The sequence below is a fragment of the Aeromonas sp. 160P genome (assembly GCF_055193095.1).
In genome coordinates, this window is sequence record NZ_JBUXKV010000001.1 from 2,606,279 (window position 1) to 2,630,372 (window position 24,094).

The window sequence follows — 24,094 nt, forward strand, 5'->3', positions numbered from 1 at the left end:
ACTAGAGCTATACACCCACAATGTTTATTTGTTCATAGTACAGTCTTCGCTCATATAGGTGCTAATGGAACCATCACTTTTCATGTCTTTTATTATTAGCGCCAGTTTTTCTCCTAAAGTTTTGTGGCGCTTGTTTAAATATACATAATTTTGCAATGTGTCGACTATTCCGGCAGAATAAACCAAACCGAATTCTTTGTTGTTTTTTTGTAAAGTCTCATATACTCCTTTGAAAACTAAAGTTTGCTCTACGAACACATCAGTACGGCCTCGAATTAATTTTTTTAATCCTTGTTCAGTGGATGTTATGTCACTTAGCAATGAGGAGGGTACTACTTTAGTTAGTTCTTTTTCAGCCCTCTTCGCTCCACGTCTAAATTCAACTCTCAGGCCATATAAACCAAGTTCATTCCAATGATGAAACTTTAGCGTTTTTTTAGTAACGTATGTTTCATAAGTTACTAAAAAATGTGGTTCATTAACTCGGATTAAATTTGTTGTTTGTGATTGGTATTCAGACGATCTATGAATTTCTCCGTCTACTTCACCACGTTCAGCCATTAGTGGCGCTCTTCCACCAGGGACTGCTAGATATGATAATTTATATCCAAGCCTTGAAAATGCTTCGCTATATATTCGATGAAGCCAACATCCATACATCGAGTTATACGTATCCTCAGAACTAACGAGAGTAATATTATTGGCATTGGCATTGGCATTGGCATTGGCATTGGCATTGGCATTGGCATTGGCATTGGCATTGGCATTGGCATTGGCATTGGCATTGGCATTGGCATTGGCATTGGCAGATTTTAACATGCCAACTAATAATGTTAGTATGATGATTATATTTCCTGATAGTGTCATTTTCATCATAAAATACTTATTTTTGTTGTATGGCTTAAGTATAGCTCTTCTTACAGAACTTGTTTTTATATATCATATGTAGACCTGATTATCCATGATTAGCAGTCACCACGAACTATACTGATCTTACGTACAGTTATCGAGGTGCGAGATCATGGCCAAAAGCAAAGCCCAATTCCAGAAAGGCTACAGCCTGTTTGAGTTTCTCAAGGACTATGGCACTGAGGCTCAGTGCGAAAACGCGCTGTTCACTTGGCGTTTTCCTAACGGCTTTGTCTGCCCTGAATGTGCCAACAAGACCTGTTGTCGCCTGAGAAGGCGGCCACGTGTGTGGCAATGCAATCACTGCCGTCACCAGATGTCATTGACTGGAAACACGATTTTCGCAAACACCAAGCTCCCACTGACCAAGTGGTTTCTGGCAATGCACCTGTTGTCACAAACCAAAACAGGCTTGTCAGCGATGGAGCTAAAGCGCCAGTTGGGCGTCAAATATGACACCGCCTGGATGCTCAAGCACAAGCTGCTGCAAGCCATGAAAGAGTCCGATGACAAGCAGCCCATCAGCGGCATCATTCAGCTCGATGATGTCTACTGGGGTGGCGAGCGCCGTGGTGGCAAACGGGGTCGGGGCGCGGCAGGCAAGACGCCGTTTGTGGCAGCAGTGGCCCTGCACAAGGAAGGACATCCAATCAAGATGCGGATGACGGTGGTCGATGGTTTCAAAACCAAGTCCGTTGCTGATTGGGCAAAACGGCATATTGCCAGTGGTAGCGCGGTGATATCCGATGGATTGGCCTGTTTCAAAGCGGTCAAGGAGGCCAATTGTGAGCACCTGGGTGTTGTCACCGGGGGCAACCTGGACTGGCTGGATCATCCGGCATTCAACTGGGTAAACACGATGATAGGAAATGTGAAAAACTCGCTGCGGGGCAGTTGCCATACGCTCGGAGCGAAGCATTTACCAAGGCATCTTGCGGAATACTGCTTCCGGTTTAATCATCGTTTTGACCTCAAGAGCATGTTGGTTGAATTGGGGCATGCAGTCGTGGCAAGCCCTCCGATGCCATATCGGCTCTTGAAGCTGGCTGAGGGTCATGGGTAATCAGGTAGCTAATTGATTAAATTCACGATCTTTTTCTGGGATCATGAAGGGGCAAAAATCGCTTTACGGGTCTGATGGCGCTTGCTGCTGAATTTACTGTCGGCGAAGATGATTTGATGACCCATTATGTCACGCTGCGATAGAGATCTAGATGGAGATCACGATCTCAAGGTATTATTCGCATCATCGATTAAACAGATGTTATGCTACAAAAAGTCAACGCAGTACCGATAAGGACAAGATATGAACGATGTAACACTATCAGTTCAACGGTTAGCTTCATACAGAGAAGCCATAAAAAAAATTAAACAAGGCAAATGTTCCTTATCTTTCCCGCAGGATACCAACATAGAATCCATTCTCGATTTTGAATCTGATTTTGTTCAGTTGGCTGCCTGGCTTGATGCCCGACTTGATGGGTTTAATAAAATTCAAGAAATATCCACTGAAATCAGTAAAGGCAGTGTTCTTGATGAGGTTTTAAATCGCATATATGACACATTTCATGAAATAATACCTTACGATAGGATCGGCTGCGCATTAATATCTGATGATTATGAGCGGGTTTTCGCTCATTGGACAAAAAGCAATTACCCAGAAAAAGTAATGATCAAAAAGGGATATACTGCTTTTTTAAGTGGTAGTAGTTTAGAGGGGATACTAACCACGCAACAACCCCGCATTCTTAACGACCTGCAACTATATTTAGCTGAAAACCCTAACTCATTATCAACTAAATTAATAGTTGCTGAAGGCATTCAATCAAGTTTAACCTGCCCGCTCATTGCAGATGGTAAGCCTATCGGTTTCATTTTCTTCTCTAGCAAAGAAAAAAACACATACATTGATGCCCACCAAAAAATATTTATTAACCTTGCAAGGCAAATATCATTTTTAGTCGAAAAAAGCCGTCTTTATCAACGCATCTATGACATAAACAATCAGTTGGTAAATGCATTGGCGCAACTCAAAGAGCAGTCTTCTCGGGATGCACTTACTGGTGTTTTTCATCGGGGCGCTATAATGGAATTCCTAAAAAACACCATCGAAAAAGACACAAGAAAAAAACAGCCTACTACTGTAATACTTGCTGATATAGATCATTTCAAACATGTCAACGACACATATGGTCATGTTGCTGGTGATACAGCGCTGAAGGAGGTCAGTAAAAGTTTAACTAACCACTTAAGGAGTCATGATTGTGTTGGGCGTTATGGTGGTGAGGAGTTTTTAATTATACTGGGTGAAACCAATGCCACAGATGCTCTGTTAATTATAGAGCGTATCCGTCAAGCAATTTCTGATCTAAAGTTTGAAAGGAATGAAGGCAATTTTTCTGTCACCATGAGCTTTGGTATTGCCTGTTCAGATAATACCTCACATATAAAGACTGAAGAAACATTACTACTAGAAGCGGATAGTGCTTTATATCATGCAAAAAACGAAGGTAGAAATCGTGTATGTATCGCATAAAAAGATTTAATTTGGCTTGAATAGTGAGAATCGGCATCTCACTGGGGAGCGAGGTGCCGTTGGTCCGTGGAGGATTGATCTGTGATCATCTAGTTACTTATGGACACAAACCTGATTTTTACCCGCATGCTTGGCGGTATACATCGCCGAATCAGCGGTATTTACCAGTTGGTCGGCAGATCTTTCATCATAAGGGTGATGCATCGAAATTCCGATACTCGCGCTGATGGTGGCGGTTACTGAATCGAGTTGTATCGGGTGCTGAAGGGTCTCCAGTATTTTTTGTGCCAACATATTGGCATCGGGAATACCGTGCTTAATGTTTTCCAATATTACAGTGAATTCATCCCCGCCAAGGCGAGCGGCAGTATCTGTCTGCCGAATACTAAATAGCTGTTCTGAGGTGTCCTGACAAGATCGGACAGTCCCGGATCAAGCAGCCTGAGCAGTTCTCCAATACCTCTTGTTAAACTCCGCCGGGCTGACATTGCCAAGTCGTGAATGCCGACGCTGGCGGTTGTAAAAAATCTCTATGTATTCCTGAATCGCTGCCTTGGCCTCCGCTCTCGTCTCGAATCTATGGTGGTGAACCAGTTCATTTTTAAGAGACCCCCAGAAGCTTTCTATCGGGGCATTGTCGAAGCAGTTCCCCTTGCGTGACATGGAGGTCTGCATGCCAAATTGTACCTGGAGAGCCCGGTAAGCCTTGGCACAGTACTGACTGCCCCGGTCTGTGTGATGAATAAGCCCAACGGGTGGCCTCTTCTGCTGCACAGCCTGAAACAGCGCCTGACTGACCAACCCGGTGGTCATTCGCTCTCCCATCGCATAACCCACTATCTCACAGGTAAACACATCCTTGAGACCAGCCAGATAAAGCCAGCCTTCGTCGGTGGCGATATAGGTGATATCACCGGTCCAGACTTCGTTGGGCTTCGTCGGCGCAAAGACCTGACCAAGGAGATTCTCCGCCACGGGCAGGGAATGAGCAGAATGGGTTGTCGCCTTGAATTTGCGCTTTTGTTTGCAAGACAACCCCATTTCACGGCGCAATCGCCCAATCCGGTCCCGCCCAGCGTAAAATCCTTCGGCGGCCAACTCAGCTTGTAAACGCGATGCGCCATAGGTCTGGCGCGTCTTGCTGTGAGCAGCCCGAATGGCGACCTTGAGTCGTTCATCTTCTTGTTGGCGCTGTGACGGTGGACGCTGGCGCCAGTGGTAGAAGCCCGCACGAGAGACCTCCAGCACACGACAGATAACGGAAATGGGATAGATGTCCTGTTGGTTGGCTATCCACGCGTACTTGGCAGTGACTCCTGAGCAAAGTACGCGGCGGCCTTTTTTATGATGTCGCGCTCCATGTTGGCTTGTGCGAGAGCTTTGTGAATGCGGCGCCGTTGTGGTCGTGGCAGAGGTGGTAGGATAGGCATCAACTCAGTCCTTTGGGTGTGGCTTGTTTTGTTTAGCGACTAATCAGATCGCACAAACTGGACTGAGTTCCCTTCCTCCGGTGATCTACTATTCGGAACAGCTATTTAGAGCTTATCTGACCCCATACAAGACAGATTTTTGTGTTAAGCAGTTTCTCCAAGTGCCTTTGCATCGGTCAGATAGGAGCTACAACTGATCACAACCATTTAAGTTGGAAACTGGCAGATCAAAGTATTCAATGAGTTAACGATACCAAATGTGACATTTAAGTTGGAAACTCAAAAGTAATACTACATCTGCTCCGTGAGCAAACAGGACATTTAAGTTGGAAAACAGGCTCTATTTGACGTGATGGGGAGGGTGCGAACAAATCCTTGACACGAGATCATCAGATTTTCTTAGTACCATGGATGAGAACCAACGTGAGCCATCAACTGACCTTCGCTGACTACGAGTTCAATGGCAAACACCGCCAGACCCGCAAAGAAATCCCCCTTTTGTTCGGATCTCCCTAATTTATCAAAGGCTATGCACATACACATTTTCAAGAATACTTGTCGCGTGAAAAATAAAAATCACTGGCGATAGATTTAAAATTACTACCGTTAGCACTGCCCCATAGACAGCATCATTTATTATTACCCTGGATGGACATATATTTTTCATCTAATTGTGCAGAGAATCCAACTATTAATGATTTCAGCCCGAAATGGAAGGCCGTTTCAGCAGTGGTTCTCGTCTGAACATTAAATGCCTCCTGTAATAATGGTGGCACAGCGTCCATCACTGTATTGTATTCTGTCGGGTTTGTGGCTTGCTCTTCCAATACTGCACCCAGCGTAAAATGGCTGATAGATTGCAGAATGAAAAGAGCCTCCTCGACCGAAAACCCTGCATCGCATAGACAGCGTAGTTGCGCCTCTGCTTGTTCAAACTGGGGGGGCGTAGGAGAGGTCCCTATGTGCAATCGGGCTCCATCACGATGGACCAATAATGCTTTACGGAAACTCAGAGCATTTTCCTGGAGAAACTGCTGCCAACTCTCAGTCGGTAACGGTACTGAACGGGTGTGATGCTTCGCCAGTATTGCCTCTGAAAGCATGTTCATAAGGGTCTGCTTGTTGCGCACGTGCCAATACAGAGTCGGTTGCTCAATTTTGAGGGACTGCGCCAGCTTACGCGTAGTCAGGCCCTCTAGCCCTTCTCTGTCCAGCAGGGTGAGCGCCATTGAAATTACGTCGTCCAAGCTTAGTCGTGCCATCACTATCTCCTTTCGCTGTTGACAATCTATCACTGATAGAGTTACTTTTCAAACCCTATCACCGATAGAGAGCGTTAACTATGAACCGCACTGTGATGATGGCACTGGTCATCATTTTTTTAGATGCCATAGGGATTGGCATAATTATGCCTGTCTTACCGGCGTTATTACGGGAGTTTGTTGGAAAGGCTAATGTTGCGGAGAACTACGGTGTTTTATTGGCGCTGTATGCAATGATGCAAGTGATTTTTGCCCCTCTTCTCGGCCGCTGGTCAGATCGCATAGGTCGTCGCCCTGTATTATTACTTTCACTTTTAGGTGCAACACTGGACTACGCATTAATGGCAACAGCCAGCGTAGTGTGGGTGTTGTATCTGGGACGCTTAATTGCTGGTATTACCGGTGCGACTGGAGCTGTTGCAGCCTCAACAATTGCCGATGTCACACCTGAGGAATCCAGGACACATTGGTTTGGTATGATGGGTGCCTGTTTTGGTGGCGGTATGATTGCTGGACCAGTCATTGGTGGTTTTGCAGGTCAACTTTCGGTACAGGCACCGTTTATGTTCGCTGCTGCCATTAACGGGCTGGCATTTCTGGTCTCCCTATTCATTTTACATGAGACCCATAATGCTAATCAGGTTAGTGACGAGATAAAGAATGAAACAATCAATGAAACCACATCCTCCATACGCGAGATGATCTCCCCATTATCGGGATTGCTAGTTGTCTTTTTCATCATTCAATTGATTGGCCAAATCCCTGCAACATTATGGGTTTTATTCGGAGAAGAGCGCTTCGCATGGGATGGCGTAATGGTCGGTGTTTCATTGGCTGTGTTTGGGCTTACACACGCTCTGTTTCAAGGACTTGCTGCTGGTTTTATCGCTAAACATTTGGGAGAACAGAGAGCTATCGTGGTTGGCATCTTGGCTGATGGCTGTGGCCTACTTTTATTGGCAGTCATTACGCAAAGCTGGATGGTTTGGCCAGTTGTGCTGTTACTCGCTTGTGGTGGCATAACTCTTCCCGCTTTGCAGGGAATTATATCTGTTCGTGTCGGTCAGGTAGCACAGGGACAATTGCAAGGGTTGCTGACCAGTTTGACACACCTCACGGGTGTAATCGGTCCACTTATTTTTGCATTTTTGTATAGTGCAACCCACGAATCTTGGAATGGTTGGGTGTGGATAGTTGGATGCGGATTGTATGTAGTTGCACTGACTATACTGAGGTTTTTCTATCCCGGCAGGGCAGTCCACCCGAAAAATCAGAGCAATTCACAGCCATTTCTTTAAATGGTAATGGTAACTGAATGCCCCCAATTCCTAGACGTGAAACCGACCGTTGCACAGCATCAGAAATTGTGAATGTAACACATTGGACTACTACGAGAACCTACAATGCAAGCCATATTATTTGAGTAGTATTAACGCTACTCCATAACGACTGTCGCCATACTGAAAGTATGGTAAACAGAATAAAGAACTGTCCTCCACAATTGCAAGCCACCATGCCAATCTGTCAGCGCATAATGCCCATTATGTTTAATTGCAGTGTTTGCTTAGCAAAATGGTCACTTCGCAGCCAAATAGTAAATTAGCGCCAGTTTTACACCCTCAGCCGAAGCTAGTCTGGGCCTGATTAGCGTGAAAGTTTATGACAAATCGCTGGTGAGTTTGACTCAGCGAGGAGGCCACTCTGATTTACTCCAAGAAAAGCCATCAAGCGGGTATTTTGATCGGTTTAACTCAATGACCCACCCGCTACCGGCAGACGCGAACGCCAGTTGATAGCCCTGCTCGGGCGAGATGCCAGACGGCAAAGCGGAGACTGAGCGAAAGCTTTCGTCATCAGATGACACCTCTCACCGGTTGACACACGCCTGCGTTGCCGATGCCAGAACCTAATCGGCTCAAAAAGGCCTAGATAATGAGCCGATTAACGTCACTAATCGGCTCATCGCCAAATCAGGTCCTGATTCGTCACAAAAGCGCCAACGCTTTCGTCGACGGCCAACGAAGTGCGCCAAACTAGGTGAGATCCCAATGAACTCTTGAGTGATGGATTACATTGGGCCCGACAACGTTCACGACCATCATCAACAGAGCCCATATGGAGACAACTGGCTACATGAATCGTGCTAACCACGCTCTCACCGCTAGCAGTTCATCTGTGACCGATGTTCTTGCATCCCTCGATATGCCTCGCAATAGGCTGGCGGCTCATCAGCACATTGTTGCCGGAGTCTCCCCTGAGGTCGTCATCAAGTTGGTTGCCCTGCTAGGGTCGGACACTCGTACTGTTTGTGCGATGATCGGCATTCACCGTGATGAGTTGAGTCGCCAAATCAGGCGGGGAGTTCACCTATCTCCCGCTCAGGGAGATCGCCTCTACTGGGTTGTACTAGCGCTGGAGGCTGTCATATCCCTGTACAACGGCGATATTACCAAGTCATTACGATGGCTCACTCGACCAGCCTGGGGATTTGGGGGTGAAAGGCCCGCTGAGGTGCTCACCTCACCGATGGGCGCTCAGGCGGTTATCGACCTTGCAGGAGGAATTGAACACGGCGTCCCTTATTGATTCACCCGTACATGTCATCGTTTATACCAGAACGACCCCTTTCAACCGCTTGCAGCGTGTCGAATCGCCCGCTTAAGCCCAAACGAATCCATTAACATGAATGGCCAGTATTTCCGAAGCTATTTTGACGCAATCAAAACTCAAGGTGACGAAGCTCTTCGTAGTCAAACTGCCCATCCCTGAGGAGATGAATGATGACCTCGCCTTGATCTAGTTCAAGCGCATTTAACATGTTCTCAAGGACCCCGCAGGTATAAAAAGTCATGCCATTTTCCCCATCAAATGGCAGCCAGTAATCATTACCAGATGACTGTTTCCATACTAGAAAGTCACCCTGTCTTGCTATCGTTGATAGGGTTCCAGTTCCGCTGGAAAGTCGCCATCTGTCATCTTGTCGCCAAGATGCAAATATTTTGAATACGCCAACTCGCTCCTCCTTTTCATCTGGTGGGATACGCAATACCACCCACCCCTCTGGTGTAACTTTCATACCACGGCTCCTTTCATAGCGCAGGATAAATTAGGTTCTTGGACAACCTGCTGTGACGGGCAGAATGCAATTATTCCCATGCAACACGAGAGTATCTGTTGTCTGATTGCCGTTGGGCGCAGGCTGGCACGCTCCTGCGTGAGCCGACGGGTCTCAATCGCTTCATCGTTAGATAAGCTCCTGATTTCCTTCAACTCGCCCAAAGTGGTCCGGATCGGCGGGTTGATAGTCTTCCGCGAACAGGTTTTGCAACCGATGAGCCTGCCTCAGGTTTGCCAACGCTTCGAAAAAACAGGTTTCGCAAAGATGCACCTGATATTGCGCACCATCGTGCTGCGAACCATACCCCCAGCGCGCTGCCAGCGTGCCGAACTCCTGCGTACCAATGGTGGTTGTCGTGCTACTGCCACAGACATCGCAGAGAATATCGACGACCTGCGTGGTGGGGACGATGGCTTCGACTTTCATGGCAATACTCCTCGTGTTGACCCCTGACAGCCGTGCCTATATCGACGGCAACCATCAGGGTTTGGCATGCTGGGCTGCGTAAGCAGCGACAAGTCGCACAGCCAGCGCATAGCTGAGCGGTAATCTAGCTTTGTATTTCCTGAGCCAATCCGGTTTGCCAAGCGCACGCTCCAGGGCTGACAATGATCTTGCCTGTGCGGCCAGCTGCCCAAGTCGTGCAGCCAGTTCCAGATCCCGTTGTGCCCAATCCACGCTGGGATGGTGAACAGCCCGTTTGGGAGCGGGCAACTGCTGATACAGCCAGACGCGATCATGCTGATAGAGCCAGCTGAATGCCGTTCGGCACGCCTGCTCGATGACACCGCGACTGGCATGGACATGCTGTGCCAGATATGTCGTCAATGTATCGCGGTGCTCACGCAGCTTGCGCACTCTGCCCAAATGCCGCCGCCAATCAGACAACCCCTGATGGCTCTGAATGATGGCTTCGACCGCACCGACTGAGACGCCATGGCAATGGGCGATCTGCTGTCGGCTTACCCCCATGAACGCCTGCCGCCATATCCCCTGCGCCACTGCCGCAGTGATGCGCTGGATTCGGTGTTCGACGGGGTGGTTGTGTCGCAACGCGAGTTGCTTGATATAACCGACACTGTAACCGGTGTGGCGGGCGATCTGGCGCATGGAGAGCGGCTCTGCCAACCACCTTAGCACTGCTCGCTCGGCGGCTTGCGCGTCACGCGCTGGCGGCACAGGCAACACCTGCTGCGCCTCGATGGAGAAGAACTCCGCTGGGCTGCGACTCACAAACGCCATCAGCATCACATGTTTCAGGTAGTGGTGACTGCGGTCACCGTGCACCAGCCCCGAGACGTATCGATAGTTGGCCAGTCCCGGCGGCACTATCGGCGTTATATCGGCAAACAACCCCTGCCAGAACTCCGTCATGGCCTGCAACAGGGCCTGGCTGCGCAGATGGCCTCGGGCCGTCAGATAGCCCTGTTGCCCGAGCCATCGCTGGTACAGCTCCGCTAGCGACTCCGTTGGTGACTGGACGCACAGATGCCGATGCAGAGCGGTGATATATGCAGAGAGATAGATTTCATGTGCGGATGGTCGTGATGGTTCACAGGGTATCGCGGGATCCGGCAGGAACAATCGGCGGTCGATGCCGCCTGCACCGGCCACCAGGGTATGCAGACGCAGCTGGTGCGTTTCACAGGCGGTGACCCCGTACAGTTGGTGCGCCGTATGCCAGTAGCCGCAACCCACGACCTGTTCATCCCCCCGCAGGCAGGCGGGACACCATTTAAGGCAGACACCGCCAAAATGTAGTTTGCTGGCGGCCTGCCCTGACAGGGCGATGATCCCCCTCCCCTCACCCAGCATGGCGGCCGCTAGGGCGTGGACTTGGGATTGCTCGTCCAGCGCGAAGGCATAGAGCGGGAAGCCCGTGCCATAGTGCAGCAGGTATTGCGGATCCACTCCAGCAGCCTGGGCAGTAACCTCAATATGGCCTGGCAATACCGGATGCAACCGAATGGCAGGACGATGGAACAATCGTTCACAGAAGCGGTTTCGGTCACTGTAGGCAGAATGTACGAAACACTGGCTAACCCAGCTGTAGGCTGATTCGCCAGGAATATAGGTTGGGCTCACTGAGGTCAACACCGCTCACCCCTCAGATCCCAGGAGCCCTACCAGATCGATACCTGCATGCTGCAATAGCAGAAGGTGGGCCAGAGGATGCAACGGATCTCGGGCTGACTGCTCATGATAGCCCCGTGCATTACGCAGTTGGGGGGGTAACTGCCAGCCCTGACCGATCCGTCCAGAGTTGATGAAATACGCAGCCAATGTCTGGGGATCGCTCTGCGCATCCATCTGCTTGAACCACATATTGATCGCTTTAATACTCTTGACCGTGCGCATCGCCTCGCCCGATATCCCCATCGAATCACTCACCAACTGGGTCAGCGAGCGTAGGGTAAGTGCGCTGGCGGAATGGGCCAATACCAGCGACGCTAACTCGATCTCGCGCATCGGCTCGGTAAAATGACCATCATATCCCCCCACCCAGTGGCCGCACTGTGAGCAGAGGTTATCGTAGGGAGGGATGGGTTGTTCCGACAACAGCGTGGCGGTAAAACCACAGCCTGCGCAGCACCCGGACAAGCCGAGTTGATGTCGATGACAATGAAACACCCCTGGCAACTGATGATCCCGGTGGTAATACGGCATGCCATGGATCTCGTGATCTTCTGCGATACAGCCTGCGCACCAGCGCCAGTGTCGGTGCTGTATATTATGTTGGCCGGTCACCCTCAGCCGGAGCGGCGTATGACCCGCCAACGCTGCCACCACGCTCCCTTGCTCGTGCGGAGTCAGGAAGGGGGCTAAATAATTGCCGACAGAGTGATCCTGCCACGCACGTTGAACGTCTCGTGCCCGAAACTGGGTATCGAGGGTAGGATCGTCGGGGTGACATAAACGGTGAGGGCGGATTTGTGGGCTGCTCAGCCCCAACGCCCGGGCCGTTGCTGTAAACGTTCCGTGCGTGCTCAACACATGCATCCGGCCTACCACCGCCCCCAGATGTTCGCCCGGTAGCAACTCCAATCGATGCAGGATCATTTCGGCTTACCTGTATCCAGGTGATACCCAAGCTGGCCTAACAATAATTCCGGCGATAACTGTTCCAATGTTTTCTGTTGTTTTACATCTATTTTCTGCGACTTATTGCTGAGCTTAACATCACCTTGCAGCAGATGAGTTCCAGACTGTGGTTGCACCTGCTGAGCGACCTCATGACCACTCGCCACCGATTCCAGTATGAGCATCGGTGAGAGATCCTCAAATTGGTAATAGGCACCATTACGCAATGCGGTCAGCGCAGGATTGAGTATTCTAAAATCGCGATTAAAGCAGCGATCCAATGCAGCTATCGAGAGATCTTGATCTTGAGGTTTCAAATGGGTCAGATACGAAAGCGTGACCCGCACTAGGCTAGTCGCAATAGCTGGAATACCTGCGCTTAAATAATGAATGTGCTGGCGCAACACGTCTTCCGAGGTTGTCTGGTTTTTCAGCAATCTAGTCTGGCAGATCAGGCGAATAAAGCGGTGCCAAAATGAGCTTTCGAGGTCACAACTCACCAATTGCATAGAACCATTTTTGGTCGCTCGGCGAGTGAGCGTCATCTCGCTTTCAAATAATTTCATCGTGGCCAGCGTCCCGACAAACATCAGTGGTATACCAACTCGATTGAATAATTCCTCCAGAAATTTCATGGTGGTTTTTTCGTTGTTGCTGATCACCTCACTCTTGGCCGACTTGGCCAGATTCTGTGCTTCGTCGAGGATCAACAAACCAACCCCATGGCTGATAAACGCCTTTTGCACCACCGAAATCAATTCATTGACAGATCTACCTCGATGCGCATGACTGTAATCCTCGCCAGTGACTGCATCCAGCGATTCCAACAAGTTCAGTAGTAATGCCTTTTGGCCACGGCGATCATGTACCTCGATATACAGATAGGTCACCTGTATTCTGTTAATAACAAACTCGTTGCCATGGTGATCCGTATAATCACCATGCTCTATCGTCTGTGGGATCTGCCTGCAAATCTGCTTTACCATCGTGGACTTTCCACGTCCACTCAGTCCCAGCAGTAACAGGCTGTATTGAACCGACAACTCCAGTTCCAATACATGTGCAGCCTTCCACGGTTCAGCCTTATCACGATCAATCGCAGCTAATATCCGACGTACATCAGCCCCAACTGGGTTGCGTCGAACATACCCGGCCTCGATCATCCGTCGCATCTGGTCGTATAAACGGTACGCCTCATCTGGAGATGTATAAACCGCCGCCAGTTGGTCAATGGCAGTACGGATAAAATATGAATGTAGCGATTCATCTACCCCGCTAAGATCTAATTCATAGTGAAAAGGAATCTCACAGTTCGCATAAAACTGTGCCGAAGAGAGTGGCATACCTAACCCCTCAATATAGGGATTACCACGATAACTCACATTGGGGTGTGCAAAATATTTCGGTTCCGCCATGGTTACTTTTCCTGAACTGTGAATATTGTTGGATCAGTGAGATCTTGCTGGCCTATCGCCGATAATGGTCGAGGATTTGTATCTAGCTGAGCGACAGGAACCAATTCGGCAACAATGGACTGCCCCTCCCGATGTCGTTGCATGGCAGCATCTATCATTTTGCGATCTTTCATGCCGCCTTGAATGCTTTTGGCATTGCTTTTTATATGCCGCCTGATACTGGCCTGTATTTGTTTATCCTGTTTATCGAACTTTTGTACAAGTGCGACTCGCTCACTGAACTCGCGCTCCTTCATATTTGCGAGACGTTCCTTAGTGATTTCCTGCTGTCGCATGACATTCTCCCAATTATGATTTTTATAGGCCTCACTCCGGTCATTAATATCCAACTGGATAACATCGCCCAATACCGCATCTTTAAGCCATATATAATTGGTGGTGACATCTGAGTAGCGAATTTTAATCTTAAACCTACCAAGATTCCTGGCTTTATCCAGATAGTTCCTACGAACAATTTCATTGCAACTATAGTACAAGCCTCTAAAATAAATGCCCTGTGACATAACCGTTGCCTCAGCCTCGGGCAATAATGCAAAACGCAGCTTATCTGCGGACACTCTGGAACCTATGACAGCTTGCTTTAGCCCCCAATTCCAGACATCACGAGGAGTAAAACCAACACCATCTCGTGACATTTCAAAGTTTTGAGAATTAATACTAGCGCGATTATTATTCAAAAAGAGAATAGTATTTATCAAGCGGTTCATAAAGTCGCTGTAACTATACAATGGTTTACGAGACGGATGTTGGTCCTCTTTTTTCGGCACTTTCATCACTTTTCCTGCATGAGGTGGTATTGCCATTTCTTGCAGTAAATGGAAGCTTTTTTCGACCGTGCCTTTCATATCGCCACGGTGGAGTGCATTTAAATTTGCGGCCTTGATGCCGATTTGGCCTTGCAATATTGCAGTAATATTGTTATCCGAATTTTCAGATCCCCGATCCATCGTTAACTCACGACATACTTCTTGGCAGGGCCATTCAGACTCCTTTATATCAACGCCATACTCCCGACAGAAATCAATTTTATTACTCATGGCATTAAAAAGAGCCTGACTGGCACCATGCCAGCAGGGATTGCCAAATCCCACATGAATTCCAACAATCATGGTACTATACGTATCAACAACCAAATATATTGTAGGTCGTCCAATACTCACTAATTCATCTTGTGAATATTCATCACGAATATAAATGTCGGCAATGGTACTATCTATTTCATACCGATAAGTTGGTCCGCGCAGCCCTTTTTTAGCCACACCAGGTTTAGCCGCATGATCTCGCGCATAATTAATGCTACCAACTCGCTTTTTGATAAATGTTAGTTTATCGATACATTTCATTAATTGTCGTTTGAATGAACGGGGAGAAATCAAGTGATCTTTTGGAAGTAATACTTTCACTGATTCTGATACTTCACCATCTCCAACACTTTTTGGACTCAATTCGACAGATGCATAGGTCATACAATAGTCTAAATATAATTTAGAGAGAACGACTTCCTCTCCAGAGCGAATCGACTTTGAGAATAAATCAATGTTTTTAATGTCCTGCTGGGTAATACCTCGATAAGGATTGCCGTAATTAGTTTCACGTCCTCTTTTTGAGGCCAGACAGATTTTCCCATCGTCCAACTTAATAGTTTTAGTTGGTAGTTGATGATTCAAACCACACTCGTAATATCGTGGCAATAGTGAATTTTTCATCCCTCCACATTTGAAATAGCGATTCAAACAACTGCTTACATATTTTTTACTACGACCTGACTGAATTATGAGTTGTTTCAATATGCCGTTTGATTCACCATATAGATAACGATGTTTAAGATCTGGATCTACTATCAGTGGTTTGATAGTAGCAAGACATTGATCTCTTTTATCAATCCATCTAGGATCAAAAGCTGAATCTGGTTGATAGAATATCTCTGGAAAATCATGATCTGCAATAGAAACCCTAGCAGAATTTATATCAGACTCGACATGTTCCAAAGAAATAAAAAATGGGCGCTTAGGTGAGTCAGTCAACAAATCTGATACAGCTATTAACCTGTTATCCAGACAGATATCAACAATAAGCAACTCGGATTTATTTTTTGTGTTAGATACAATTTTTTGGTTAATTCTCATGAGACCCTCGCAATGCGGGAAGAGGGTGGTATAACTCAATACGCTGTGTCAAATCCATATCAATACGACCGGTATATACTGCATGTTGGAATAAGCAAACAGCATGCCTCTCATCAATGTTCATCTCTTGAGCGACCAGCAAGGCTAACATCCTAAGTGTGGATAAGGGTGCCATAATCATGTGATTTTTAAATTTTAAAACTACATGATCATAAAGATCTGCTGAAACTTGGAGAAGATTTTTTGAATCAAAACACTCCCGCAAGAACTCTACATTGTAGATAAATGTAGCATCAAAATCTTTCTCAGTTACCATCACAAAATCGATATTTTCAGCACGCCAATATTCAAGGGCAATTTTCTCTTTTGCTCGTGTTCGATTAACGACTCGAGGATTGGTGATGGCAGGATCCAGAGCATCGGAATATTTATAGCTGTACGCTGTCAATCGCGCGTTGCCACTATCGGATTGCCTCAACACTAAAAAATCCTGAGTCATGGTTTTGGCTGGAATACGACCACCATGATTGCCCCTCTCTTTGTAATTACCTGGATGGACAATGTTCAGAGAGGCAGCAATTTCTAGAGTTTTATGCAGGGGCAGCGGGTACTGCTCCAGAATATCGATAACCGTTGGGTCATGTTCGAAGTAAAAAAATGGGCGTCGCTCACCACGGCTGAGCAGATGATGCTCACGTTTGGTCTTGTGACTATACACAATCTGACCCTGCCCATGGGTATGGGACTGTCGCACTGTGACCCAGGGCCGATACCCCCAAGCCTGGATGTCTCGGTTGTATCGCTCCGTTTTGGCGATTTCCGCATCTGTGATAATTGGCTGCTTAACCATCTTTTGTTTCATGACCGCTCCTATCTGACTTGCATACAACCTAGTCAGCAGGCAGGGGATCGTCAACAACAAGAATGAACGTAAGATGTTGTTTTATCTTATTTATTTTTATAAATATTAACTGATGATGCTGCTGTGGTGAAAACTCCACACGTATTGAATTTTTATATTTCCCCTTTAAAAACAAAAACTTACCTATATGCGCATAAATACACACAACAGTGCATATTTATTTTTATAAATAATAAGTACAAGTTTTTTATTCCAATTTAGATATAAGAGGACAACTGATATAGAGCATGATTCTGAGGCTATCGATTGTTCTGCACAGAAAAAATGGCCTTTTCGGCCATGAGAGGGATCCTTTGAGGATCAGTAGAAGGCATCAGTACCAAAGAAACAGCCCGGCAAGGGTAACCTGCCGGGCTGTGGGAGTGACTGACGATCAGATAACTCACGCCAACAATCGAGCCGCCATCCCATCCAATCGCTCTTTTGTCTTTTCCCAGCCTGGCATCACTTGGCTCATCAGCCGAAACGACTCGCTGTGGTTGTGCTCGGCAATGTAGCAGAGCTCGTGCAGGATGACGTAATCGATACACTCGCGAGACGCTTTGACGAGGTGTGGGTTAAGCGTGATCCGGCCATGGGGGGAACAGCGCCCCCACAGGGGGATGATGCGAATAAGCCACCAAACACAATGCCATGCCTTTATAACAAGTTGAATTTTAAGGACTAAAAATTTCAATTTTATTGTAGAGGACACTTATTCGCACCCTCCTTAGCTGGTCAGGGCACGGTGCTCAACCGATTAGAGGTATTACCCAAGTGAAACTGCGAAGTCATTCCATTTCAAATGTCCGATATTCACCTGATTCATGATCATATACTTCTACCTCTGCACCACTACCACTAGACTCTACGCTCTCAACATCCGCTGAACGATACTCTCCATAATCATGGTCATAATATTCAATTTCCTCCCCAGCTCTTACTAAATTACCGCTTTCAATCTCAATGTCACTCCCAGAATCATTGTCAACACCTTCCCATGCATAAATATTAGAAGACATTATTGCAGCAAAGAAAGCTAGAGTGATTGTTATTTTTTTCATCTGTAATCCTTTTTAAATTAAGTTAAGAATGCCCGGATGACTCACTGAATTTGAATACCCAAACTTGTGAGTAAGGAGGTCGTCAGTGTTCCCGTACTACTTAACCTGTTATCACTCTGATAGCGTTTTATCTGGGCGCGGGTTTTCGGGCCAATCTTGCCATCGATAATACCTACATCATAGCCTTTGGTGAACAGTGCTAATTGCACCCGCATGACCAGATCCATCATGGCGCTATCATTGGCTGTCAGCCGTCTGGCTGGTGAAGTGACTTCGAGAGGGGCCTGCAAGCTTTGGTTAAGGCTGTTTACACTGCTGCCATATGCTCGCGAAGGCACAGCGACAGGGGCCGAATAGGTCGAGGTGCCGTAGCCTGAGTAGTGAGAACGATGACTGGAGTGCGAGCGATGTGAACTGTGCGAGCGATGTGAACGGTGGCCTGCATAGAGGTTGTTCACATCCATGTTCAACGAGGCTTCCATGTTGGGCAAGTTGTCTAAGTTCAACTGATTGAAGGCGTCATCGGAGAGATGCGCTTCGCTAGCCGTGACCCCATGCCCACTTAGCACACCCAGACCCAGTACACCCCAACGCTGCAACGTGGACATTAGTTTTTTCATAACAAATTTATTACTCCAATATAAGAGTCATCATCAACACTACATAATGATTTAGTTAAAACACCCGACTTGTGATCAAGGTTCGACGCAAAGAAGCCACAGCAGACTGCCTTCGAAGCACAATCGTCACAACCTTGCGGGAATCCATTTTTCCAGTCGGAAATACTTTGCGCGGCAAAATCGCGCAAACTCAGCGGCAAGTGACAATGCGGAATATTGTAAAGGCAGTACTGCACATTATTCATTTTCAGGGTATTCATGGCAGAGCTTAACGCGGGCAAATGCTCAGCAATGGGAGAGTACACCGTAGCGTAATTTTGCTTGGCAAAGCCCGTAAATTCGATCCCCATAAGGGCAACAAAAGAGACAAACGATAAATTTCTGACAATAAACTCACACAGCGCTTCGATATTTCTGAGTACATCTTTCGTCAAGACGATCCGCAGTTCGATGGACTGTTCAATCGTTTTTAGGTGATAGAGGCCGTTGATGGTCTGATTGAATGCCCCGCGAGACTGCACATGGTAATCGTGATCGCGGGCCATTGCCCCATACAATGGGACACCCCATAGCACCCGCTCATGCCCAATCTGCTGAATCTCATCGATCAGCTCCCTATTACTCAGGTTTTTTCCATTGGTCAAAATATGAAGCTGGGTTTGCGGCAATTTCTGGTGGCAATGGGTCAGAATTTTCAAAAAATCCGCCCCTAACGTCGTCGGTTCACCGCCGCTGATCCCCAAAGTGCGCGGCTCATCGTCCAACAAATCAATGATGTCCAGTGCATCATTCACCCGCCACGCGTCATCCACATTTTTCGGCGGCTGCGAGCACATGATGCAGAAGTTATCGCACCGCTCTGTCAAGAACAGTGAGTTGGAGTCACTGCGCTGCTTGTAGGCGATATACACGGCATCCGTTAACGTCACAATGATGTCGCCATCGTCAAGGCGCTCACCTTCCTCGGTGACGTGAATGATTTGACCGTCAAAAAGCGGGGTTGCATGGTCATAAATGACAATAGCCCCCCACTTGATGGAAAGCAGGGTTTCGCCTCTATATTGCCCGTCGGGGTAGATCAGGCATAACTCGTCCGGTGATCTTCCTGTGGCGATGTAGCTATCAACTGTCGTTACCCGCAACGGGCGGCGAGTTGTAGAGGGATAATGAATGACCGCTCTTAATTTCAGTTTGAAGCTCATCGCTCACTTACCCCTTGTGACCCATGAAGTGAATACATCCTTGTTCTCTTCAAGGAGGCTGAACAAGTGGCGATACAACGGTTTCTGCTTATTGCAGAAGTCATTCTTAGCCCTGTGTCCACCCAAGTCGCCAGTACGGGAATAGTTCTGGATGGGGTTGGCACCACAGTAGGGTAAATAGGCGCAATAGGCGCAAGCCGGAAGGGATTCGGCCACCCCGCTCATCAATATCTCACCCATCACATCCGACGAAATCAGCTCCACATAGGGCGCCTCTACTGAGCCCAAACAGAATTTGTTATCGCCCATGTCATAGAGCATTCGGGCTTCATCGGACGGGTATACATAGCTGTTGTAGTGATAGACCAGCACCCCGGTGCCATCGCCACAGGGCGAGCGCAGATCCACATAGCCCACCGCACGTCCGGTCAGCATGTTGTTCAGTGCCAAGGACGCCGTGACTTCATCTAGGTAGTAGCCTGCTTTATTGATATCGATGATGTATTGCAGGCTCTTTTGATAAAACGCGAAATACTCGGCAGAGGTATAGCTGACCTTGCTTTCCCTTTTGACGGCAAAGCCATACATGTTGAGCGGCCGCAAGAATATCGAATGGAAGCCATGCTTCACATACTCATCTACGATCTCCTGGTGAAAAGGTAGACTGTCTTTGGTGATGGTGGTCATGGCGGCGATGGCCTCATCGCCAATGGCCTCTCTCACCTTTCGAATACCCGCAAGGGTACTTTGATAGCTATTACCACATGAGGATGGCCGATTTTTGTTGTGTAGCGCTTCTGGGCCATCCAGCGACGTTGAGATCTGAATACTGTGGAGCTTGATAAAATCCAGCATCTCATCGGTAATGTATTGCAGGCTAGTGGCAATGACAAACACGAGGCTCTTGCCATGCACACTGTTTTTTTCGTGAGCGTAGTCCACGATAAATTTAATTAAATCGAAGGCGAGCAAAGGCTCACCTCCCTGAAACTCAATGGTGATGCGCTGGTTGGGTGATTCGAACACCCGATCTACCGCATTTCTGGCCGTCTCTTGTGACATGTCGTGCTGTGACGATGTCACTGATTTGCGGCTCGCCTGACAATACTCGCAAGAATTTCCACAACGCAATGTGATCACAAAGATATGCAGTCCCGGCCCGCCACTGAGGAAAGATTTGCGCTGCCTGTATTTGGCTGATAAACAGCGCAGTGCATACGAATCCTCAGAACCTGCCAAGAAACTCTTTCGTTTTAACTCTTGATATAACTCAGTGTCAGTTGGCAGTTCGCCAGCCACCAATTCTTGCAATTCTCGATCCTGAATAAATGAAAATTCACCAACTGCATTGACGATGAGTACTTCATCTTGACTCAAGCGTTCAAAGTTAAAAGGAAACAGTGTATAGTCTTTATCTTTGTCAGCAAAATAGGCTTTATTCTTAAATTTATTTCGCATCAACCGGTTCGCTCCATGCTTCACGCAGCGCAGCACACACCAACGCCTCTTTCACTACCTTCGTTTTTTCCTCAATCACTACCCGCAACTCGTGGTCAATCAGCGCATTTTTAAATTCAGCCTCAAAGTCGCTGGCTATCGGAGTGGTATCCAATGCCGCAACAGTAATGAAATACATTCCACTTTTCATTTGAATTTCGAAATTAAAATTACCTGCAAACCCGTAACAAGTTCGCAATATGGCATCTTTACTGAAAAAAGGGTCGATAATTACGATCATGATTACACTCAGGAAATACATATGAGGAAAACAAAGAACTCTTCAACTATACCAAAAATGAGGTATCGAAGTGAATTTTCAAGTTAGGATTTTTTAGATTATCTAAGCTATGCTTGCGTTAGCTCAATGTTTAGGTGCAATGCCCACGACGGAACATCGCATACTTAGTGTTGTGAATGGCTGATGTTGTTACCATTATGTGTTGGTGAGTTGCTTTACCCCTTCATGTGCCTATCGTTGGCCCTCCTTCGGTACCCAGATTATCCTTTGGCACCATGCCGGTGCTTAGCCCGATAGGGAAATTTGAGTAATAACGCAAACTTTTGTATAAAGTATACCGCGCCCTTGATATATGAATGCTACTGATCTACTAACGACGGTCTAATAAATTCTTAATTTGTAATTTAATTACGTTTTATCAAACCAAGCATAAAAAAGGCCCTGCTATTGCAGGGCCTTTTAGTTTCCAACTTAAATGGTCGGTTTCCAACTTCAATGTCACGGTATCCAACTTAAATGGTCGTGATCAACAACGCAGTCAATTGCCACAACCTATGTGGTTGACATTTAATTAATTTCCTATATAAAAGTACGATAAGTCTCATAGCAATTACCTGAGACAATTATGTAGCTTTTATTTCGGTAAAAAATGCGTAAGCTATTGAAATTGAAGGTTATATTTGTGCTGTGATGTACGAGAATGAGGGTTCGAATCCCTCCCTCACCGCCAAATTAAAAAAACCGACCTCAGGGTCGGTTTTTTGCTTTCTGGCAAACTTGGAAACCCGGAAACCGCACTATGGCTATGGCTATGGATGCGGGAGAGTGAAACCCTTTACCGGGTTATTTGCCGACAATCTGAATTTAAACAATATCCCTTCCTGCATCCCAATTCCCTCGGTCAATACTAATCAGCCAATAACCGGCTGTGGCAATCTTGTCGCGCCGAATGGCCACTTGCGTCGGTCATGGGGGCTAGGTTGGGGGCGACTCGCTCTGCATCAGCACTGTTGCCTCTTGTTGATAGTGGCGTAGCAGGGTTAGAAAGGCCTCTGGTTGCCGGTCCAGGCTGTCGATGGGGATCAGCAGGTCATAGCCGAGCAACTGGCGCAAACGACTCATCCGCTGCGCCAGCATGGCAATGGCCCCGTCATAGTGTTGCCCTTCGTGGGAGCGAAATCGTCCCTCTTCCAGCAGATCGCCTCCCAGCAGGGGATCGCCGCAACTGCCGCTCAGGCAGCCAGGCTGTTCGCTTTGCATTGCGTGCAACAGCACACTGCGCTGCTCGGTCAGCAGATGAACCGCCAGCCGCGGGGTGATCAGGGGTAAAAACTCGTCATACCGTTTGATTTTGAAGCCAATGTAGGGAAGGGGATGCAGATCCCAACCCACATGAATGCGCGGTTGATCAACTCGCACAATGTTGTTCCATTTAATCGCCCAGCCACCATACCTGTGGTGGTAGTGCAGATAATCCCGGCACAGGGAGAGGCTGACCGCAGGCTCGTTGAGCTTGAGCCAGCCGATAAAGGTCATCATCAGGCCGGTCAGTAGTAGCGCATAAGCCGGGATCAGGGGATCGCTGGCAAGTCGCCAGATCAGCAATAACATCAGGCTGGTGATGAGCACACCGGAGCAGAGCAGGGTCAATCCGTTACGGCGGTTCAAGGGCTTCACGTGGCGTGTTTTCATCGGTTAGCTCCTCTCCTGACGGTTGGCGCGGCAATGATGCAAATGGCCATCTGTGGCCAAGTATAAGGGGCGCCCTTTTTTGAAAGCCAGCCACCCCGGTTGATGGATGGGTGTTGGCGGGCCGGAAAGCTGATGGCAGCGACGCGCCTGCTCGGGTATAGTCCTGCGCCAATAGCGTGATCCAGTTCAGCTGACCTGTCGCGGCCCTGAGGGGGGCGACAGATAGGCCCGGTGTAAGGAGTGTTATGAAGTTCAGTCCCCTGCTCGATGAGATGATGAAAGCCCTGCAGGTATTGCCTGGGGTGGGGCCCAAGTCTGCCCAACGGATGGCGTTTACCCTGCTGGAGCGCGAGCGCAGTGGCGGCTTGCGGCTGGCTCAGTTGCTTAGCCGGGCACTGATCGAGATTGGTCACTGCAGCCACTGCCGCACCTTTACCGAGAATGATCTTTGCGAGATCTGCGCCAATCCCAAGCGTGAAGAGAGTGGCCTGCTCTGCGTCGTTGAGAGCCCGGCAGATGTGGCGGCCATCGAGCATACCGGTCAGTTCTCGGGTCGTTACTTCGTGCTGATGGGGCACCTGTCACCCCTTGATGGCATTGGCCCGGAAGAGTTGGGGCTGGAGATCCTGGAGCGACGTTTGCAAACAGAGTCGATCGGTGAGCTGATTTTGGCCACTAACCCCACCATCGAAGGGGATGCAACAGCCTGGTATATCGCCGATATGGCCCGCGCAGCCGGTATCAAGGTGAGCCGCATTGCTCACGGCGTGCCGGTGGGTGGCGAGCTGGAGCTGGTAGATGGCACCACGCTTTCTCATTCGCTGATGGGGCGACAGCCGCTGAATTGAGTCCGCCTCGGCTCCCTCTGAACGGTATTCGTCATCACCACTTAACCCGCCAAGGCGGGTTTTTTTTGACTGAAGTAGGTGGCAGATGGTGT

At 48.0% G+C, this 24,094-nt stretch carries 22 protein-coding genes and 2 pseudogenes; 6 read left to right on the forward strand and 18 right to left on the reverse strand.

Translation table 11 applies throughout. The annotated features are described in order from the left end of the window. Positions 1-24 precede the first annotated feature (24 nt). Complete coding sequence (locus tag ACY8FN_RS12315; protein WP_463100170.1) at positions 25-876, reverse strand: hypothetical protein; 852 nt, start codon at positions 874-876, stop codon at positions 25-27. 145 nt (positions 877-1,021) lie between these two features. Between ACY8FN_RS12315 and ACY8FN_RS12320 the strand changes: the two genes are divergently transcribed. Then, positions 1,022-1,972: an IS1595-like element ISKpn3 family transposase gene (locus ACY8FN_RS12320; RefSeq protein ID WP_463100171.1), complete on the forward strand. Its 951-nt coding sequence runs from the start codon at positions 1,022-1,024 to the stop codon at positions 1,970-1,972. Between the two features lie 243 nt (positions 1,973-2,215). Beyond that, positions 2,216-3,445, forward strand: coding sequence for a sensor domain-containing diguanylate cyclase (locus ACY8FN_RS12325; RefSeq protein WP_139727458.1), 1,230 nt, complete (start codon positions 2,216-2,218; stop codon positions 3,443-3,445). Positions 3,446-3,538: 93 nt separating this feature from the next. On the opposite strand, the gene ACY8FN_RS12330 is transcribed toward ACY8FN_RS12325, so the two are convergent. The 3 genes and pseudogenes from ACY8FN_RS12330 to ACY8FN_RS12340 form a co-directional block, all read right to left on the reverse strand. Then, on the reverse strand, positions 3,539-3,829 hold the full coding sequence (locus tag ACY8FN_RS12330; protein WP_139727460.1) for a diguanylate cyclase domain-containing protein: 291 nt from the start codon (positions 3,827-3,829) through the stop codon (positions 3,539-3,541). Positions 3,830-3,877: 48 nt separating this feature from the next. Beyond that, positions 3,878-4,836, reverse strand: a pseudogene (locus ACY8FN_RS12335) (IS3-like element ISAeme20 family transposase); the annotation flags it as partial. Between the two features lie 668 nt (positions 4,837-5,504). After that, a complete protein-coding gene (locus ACY8FN_RS12340; protein ID WP_011899269.1) occupies positions 5,505-6,137 on the reverse strand; it encodes a tetracycline resistance transcriptional repressor TetR(E) in 633 nt (210 codons plus the stop codon). A gap of 80 nt (positions 6,138-6,217) precedes the next feature. Here ACY8FN_RS12340 and tet(E) point away from each other — a divergent pair, with 80 nt between their 5' ends. Continuing rightward, on the forward strand, positions 6,218-7,435 hold the full coding sequence (gene tet(E), locus ACY8FN_RS12345; RefSeq protein ID WP_011899270.1) for a tetracycline efflux MFS transporter Tet(E): 1,218 nt from the start codon (positions 6,218-6,220) through the stop codon (positions 7,433-7,435). Between the two features lie 904 nt (positions 7,436-8,339). Beyond that, positions 8,340-8,723, forward strand: coding sequence for an antitoxin Xre/MbcA/ParS toxin-binding domain-containing protein (locus ACY8FN_RS12350; RefSeq protein ID WP_223945911.1), 384 nt, complete (start codon positions 8,340-8,342; stop codon positions 8,721-8,723). 133 nt (positions 8,724-8,856) lie between these two features. On the opposite strand, the gene ACY8FN_RS12355 is transcribed toward ACY8FN_RS12350, so the two are convergent. The 13 genes from ACY8FN_RS12355 to hxsD all read right to left on the reverse strand — a co-directional run bounded on the left by ACY8FN_RS12355 (position 8,857) and on the right by hxsD (position 21,462). Beyond that, positions 8,857-9,213, reverse strand: a complete 357-nt coding sequence (locus ACY8FN_RS12355; RefSeq protein ID WP_011899272.1) for a hypothetical protein — start codon at positions 9,211-9,213, stop codon at positions 8,857-8,859. Positions 9,214-9,381: 168 nt separating this feature from the next. Further along, the gene (locus ACY8FN_RS12360; protein WP_011899273.1) at positions 9,382-9,681 is read right to left on the reverse strand and encodes a hypothetical protein; all 300 of its coding nucleotides are present in this window, start codon (positions 9,679-9,681) and stop codon (positions 9,382-9,384) included. A 54-nt stretch (positions 9,682-9,735) separates the two neighbouring features. Beyond that, positions 9,736-11,352: a TnsD family Tn7-like transposition protein gene (locus ACY8FN_RS12365; RefSeq protein ID WP_011899274.1), complete on the reverse strand. Its 1,617-nt coding sequence runs from the start codon at positions 11,350-11,352 to the stop codon at positions 9,736-9,738. A gap of 3 nt (positions 11,353-11,355) precedes the next feature. Then, positions 11,356-12,315: a TniQ family protein gene (locus ACY8FN_RS12370; protein WP_042657575.1), complete on the reverse strand. Its 960-nt coding sequence runs from the start codon at positions 12,313-12,315 to the stop codon at positions 11,356-11,358. Beyond that, entirely contained in the window at positions 12,312-13,751 is a 1,440-nt protein-coding gene (locus ACY8FN_RS12375) for an AAA family ATPase (protein ID WP_011899277.1), read from the reverse strand. The genes ACY8FN_RS12370 and ACY8FN_RS12375 overlap by 4 nt, the downstream gene beginning before the upstream one ends. Positions 13,752-13,753: 2 nt before the next feature. Then, positions 13,754-15,937 carry a hypothetical protein gene (locus tag ACY8FN_RS12380; RefSeq protein WP_011899278.1) on the reverse strand — a complete coding sequence of 728 codons (2,184 nt, stop codon included), beginning with the start codon at positions 15,935-15,937 and terminating at the stop codon, positions 13,754-13,756. Beyond that, the gene (locus tag ACY8FN_RS12385) at positions 15,927-16,799 is read right to left on the reverse strand and encodes a TnsA endonuclease N-terminal domain-containing protein (RefSeq protein WP_011899279.1); all 873 of its coding nucleotides are present in this window, start codon (positions 16,797-16,799) and stop codon (positions 15,927-15,929) included. Before ACY8FN_RS12385 ends, ACY8FN_RS12380 begins: the two co-directional genes overlap by 11 nt. A gap of 442 nt (positions 16,800-17,241) precedes the next feature. Further along, complete coding sequence (locus ACY8FN_RS12390; RefSeq protein ID WP_011899280.1) at positions 17,242-17,553, reverse strand: M48 metallopeptidase family protein; 312 nt, start codon at positions 17,551-17,553, stop codon at positions 17,242-17,244. Positions 17,554-17,629: 76 nt separating this feature from the next. Then, on the reverse strand, positions 17,630-17,902 hold the full coding sequence (locus tag ACY8FN_RS12395; protein ID WP_042657574.1) for a DUF5334 family protein: 273 nt from the start codon (positions 17,900-17,902) through the stop codon (positions 17,630-17,632). 41 nt (positions 17,903-17,943) lie between these two features. Continuing rightward, positions 17,944-18,522, reverse strand: a complete 579-nt coding sequence (gene hxsA, locus ACY8FN_RS12400; RefSeq protein ID WP_011899282.1) for a His-Xaa-Ser repeat protein HxsA — start codon at positions 18,520-18,522, stop codon at positions 17,944-17,946. Beyond that, entirely contained in the window at positions 18,519-19,724 is a 1,206-nt protein-coding gene (hxsC, locus tag ACY8FN_RS12405) for a His-Xaa-Ser system radical SAM maturase HxsC (protein WP_463100172.1), read from the reverse strand. The genes hxsA and hxsC overlap by 4 nt, the downstream gene beginning before the upstream one ends. Before the next feature lie 3 nt (positions 19,725-19,727). Beyond that, complete coding sequence (gene hxsB / locus ACY8FN_RS12410) at positions 19,728-21,182, reverse strand: His-Xaa-Ser system radical SAM maturase HxsB (protein WP_011899284.1); 1,455 nt, start codon at positions 21,180-21,182, stop codon at positions 19,728-19,730. Continuing rightward, a complete protein-coding gene (hxsD, locus tag ACY8FN_RS12415; RefSeq protein WP_157868080.1) occupies positions 21,172-21,462 on the reverse strand; it encodes a His-Xaa-Ser system protein HxsD in 291 nt (96 codons plus the stop codon). The genes hxsB and hxsD overlap by 11 nt, the downstream gene beginning before the upstream one ends. 627 nt (positions 21,463-22,089) lie before the next feature. Between hxsD and ACY8FN_RS12420 the strand changes: the two are divergent. Beyond that, a pseudogene (locus tag ACY8FN_RS12420) lies at positions 22,090-22,192 on the forward strand. A 245-nt stretch (positions 22,193-22,437) separates the two neighbouring features. On the opposite strand, the gene ACY8FN_RS12425 reads toward ACY8FN_RS12420, so the two are convergent. Beyond that, complete coding sequence (locus tag ACY8FN_RS12425; protein ID WP_463100173.1) at positions 22,438-23,154, reverse strand: DUF2982 domain-containing protein; 717 nt, start codon at positions 23,152-23,154, stop codon at positions 22,438-22,440. A gap of 245 nt (positions 23,155-23,399) precedes the next feature. Here ACY8FN_RS12425 and recR point away from each other — a divergent pair, with 245 nt between their 5' ends. Continuing rightward, complete coding sequence (recR, locus tag ACY8FN_RS12430; RefSeq protein WP_068978499.1) at positions 23,400-24,002, forward strand: recombination mediator RecR; 603 nt, start codon at positions 23,400-23,402, stop codon at positions 24,000-24,002. Positions 24,003-24,094 lie beyond the last annotated feature (92 nt).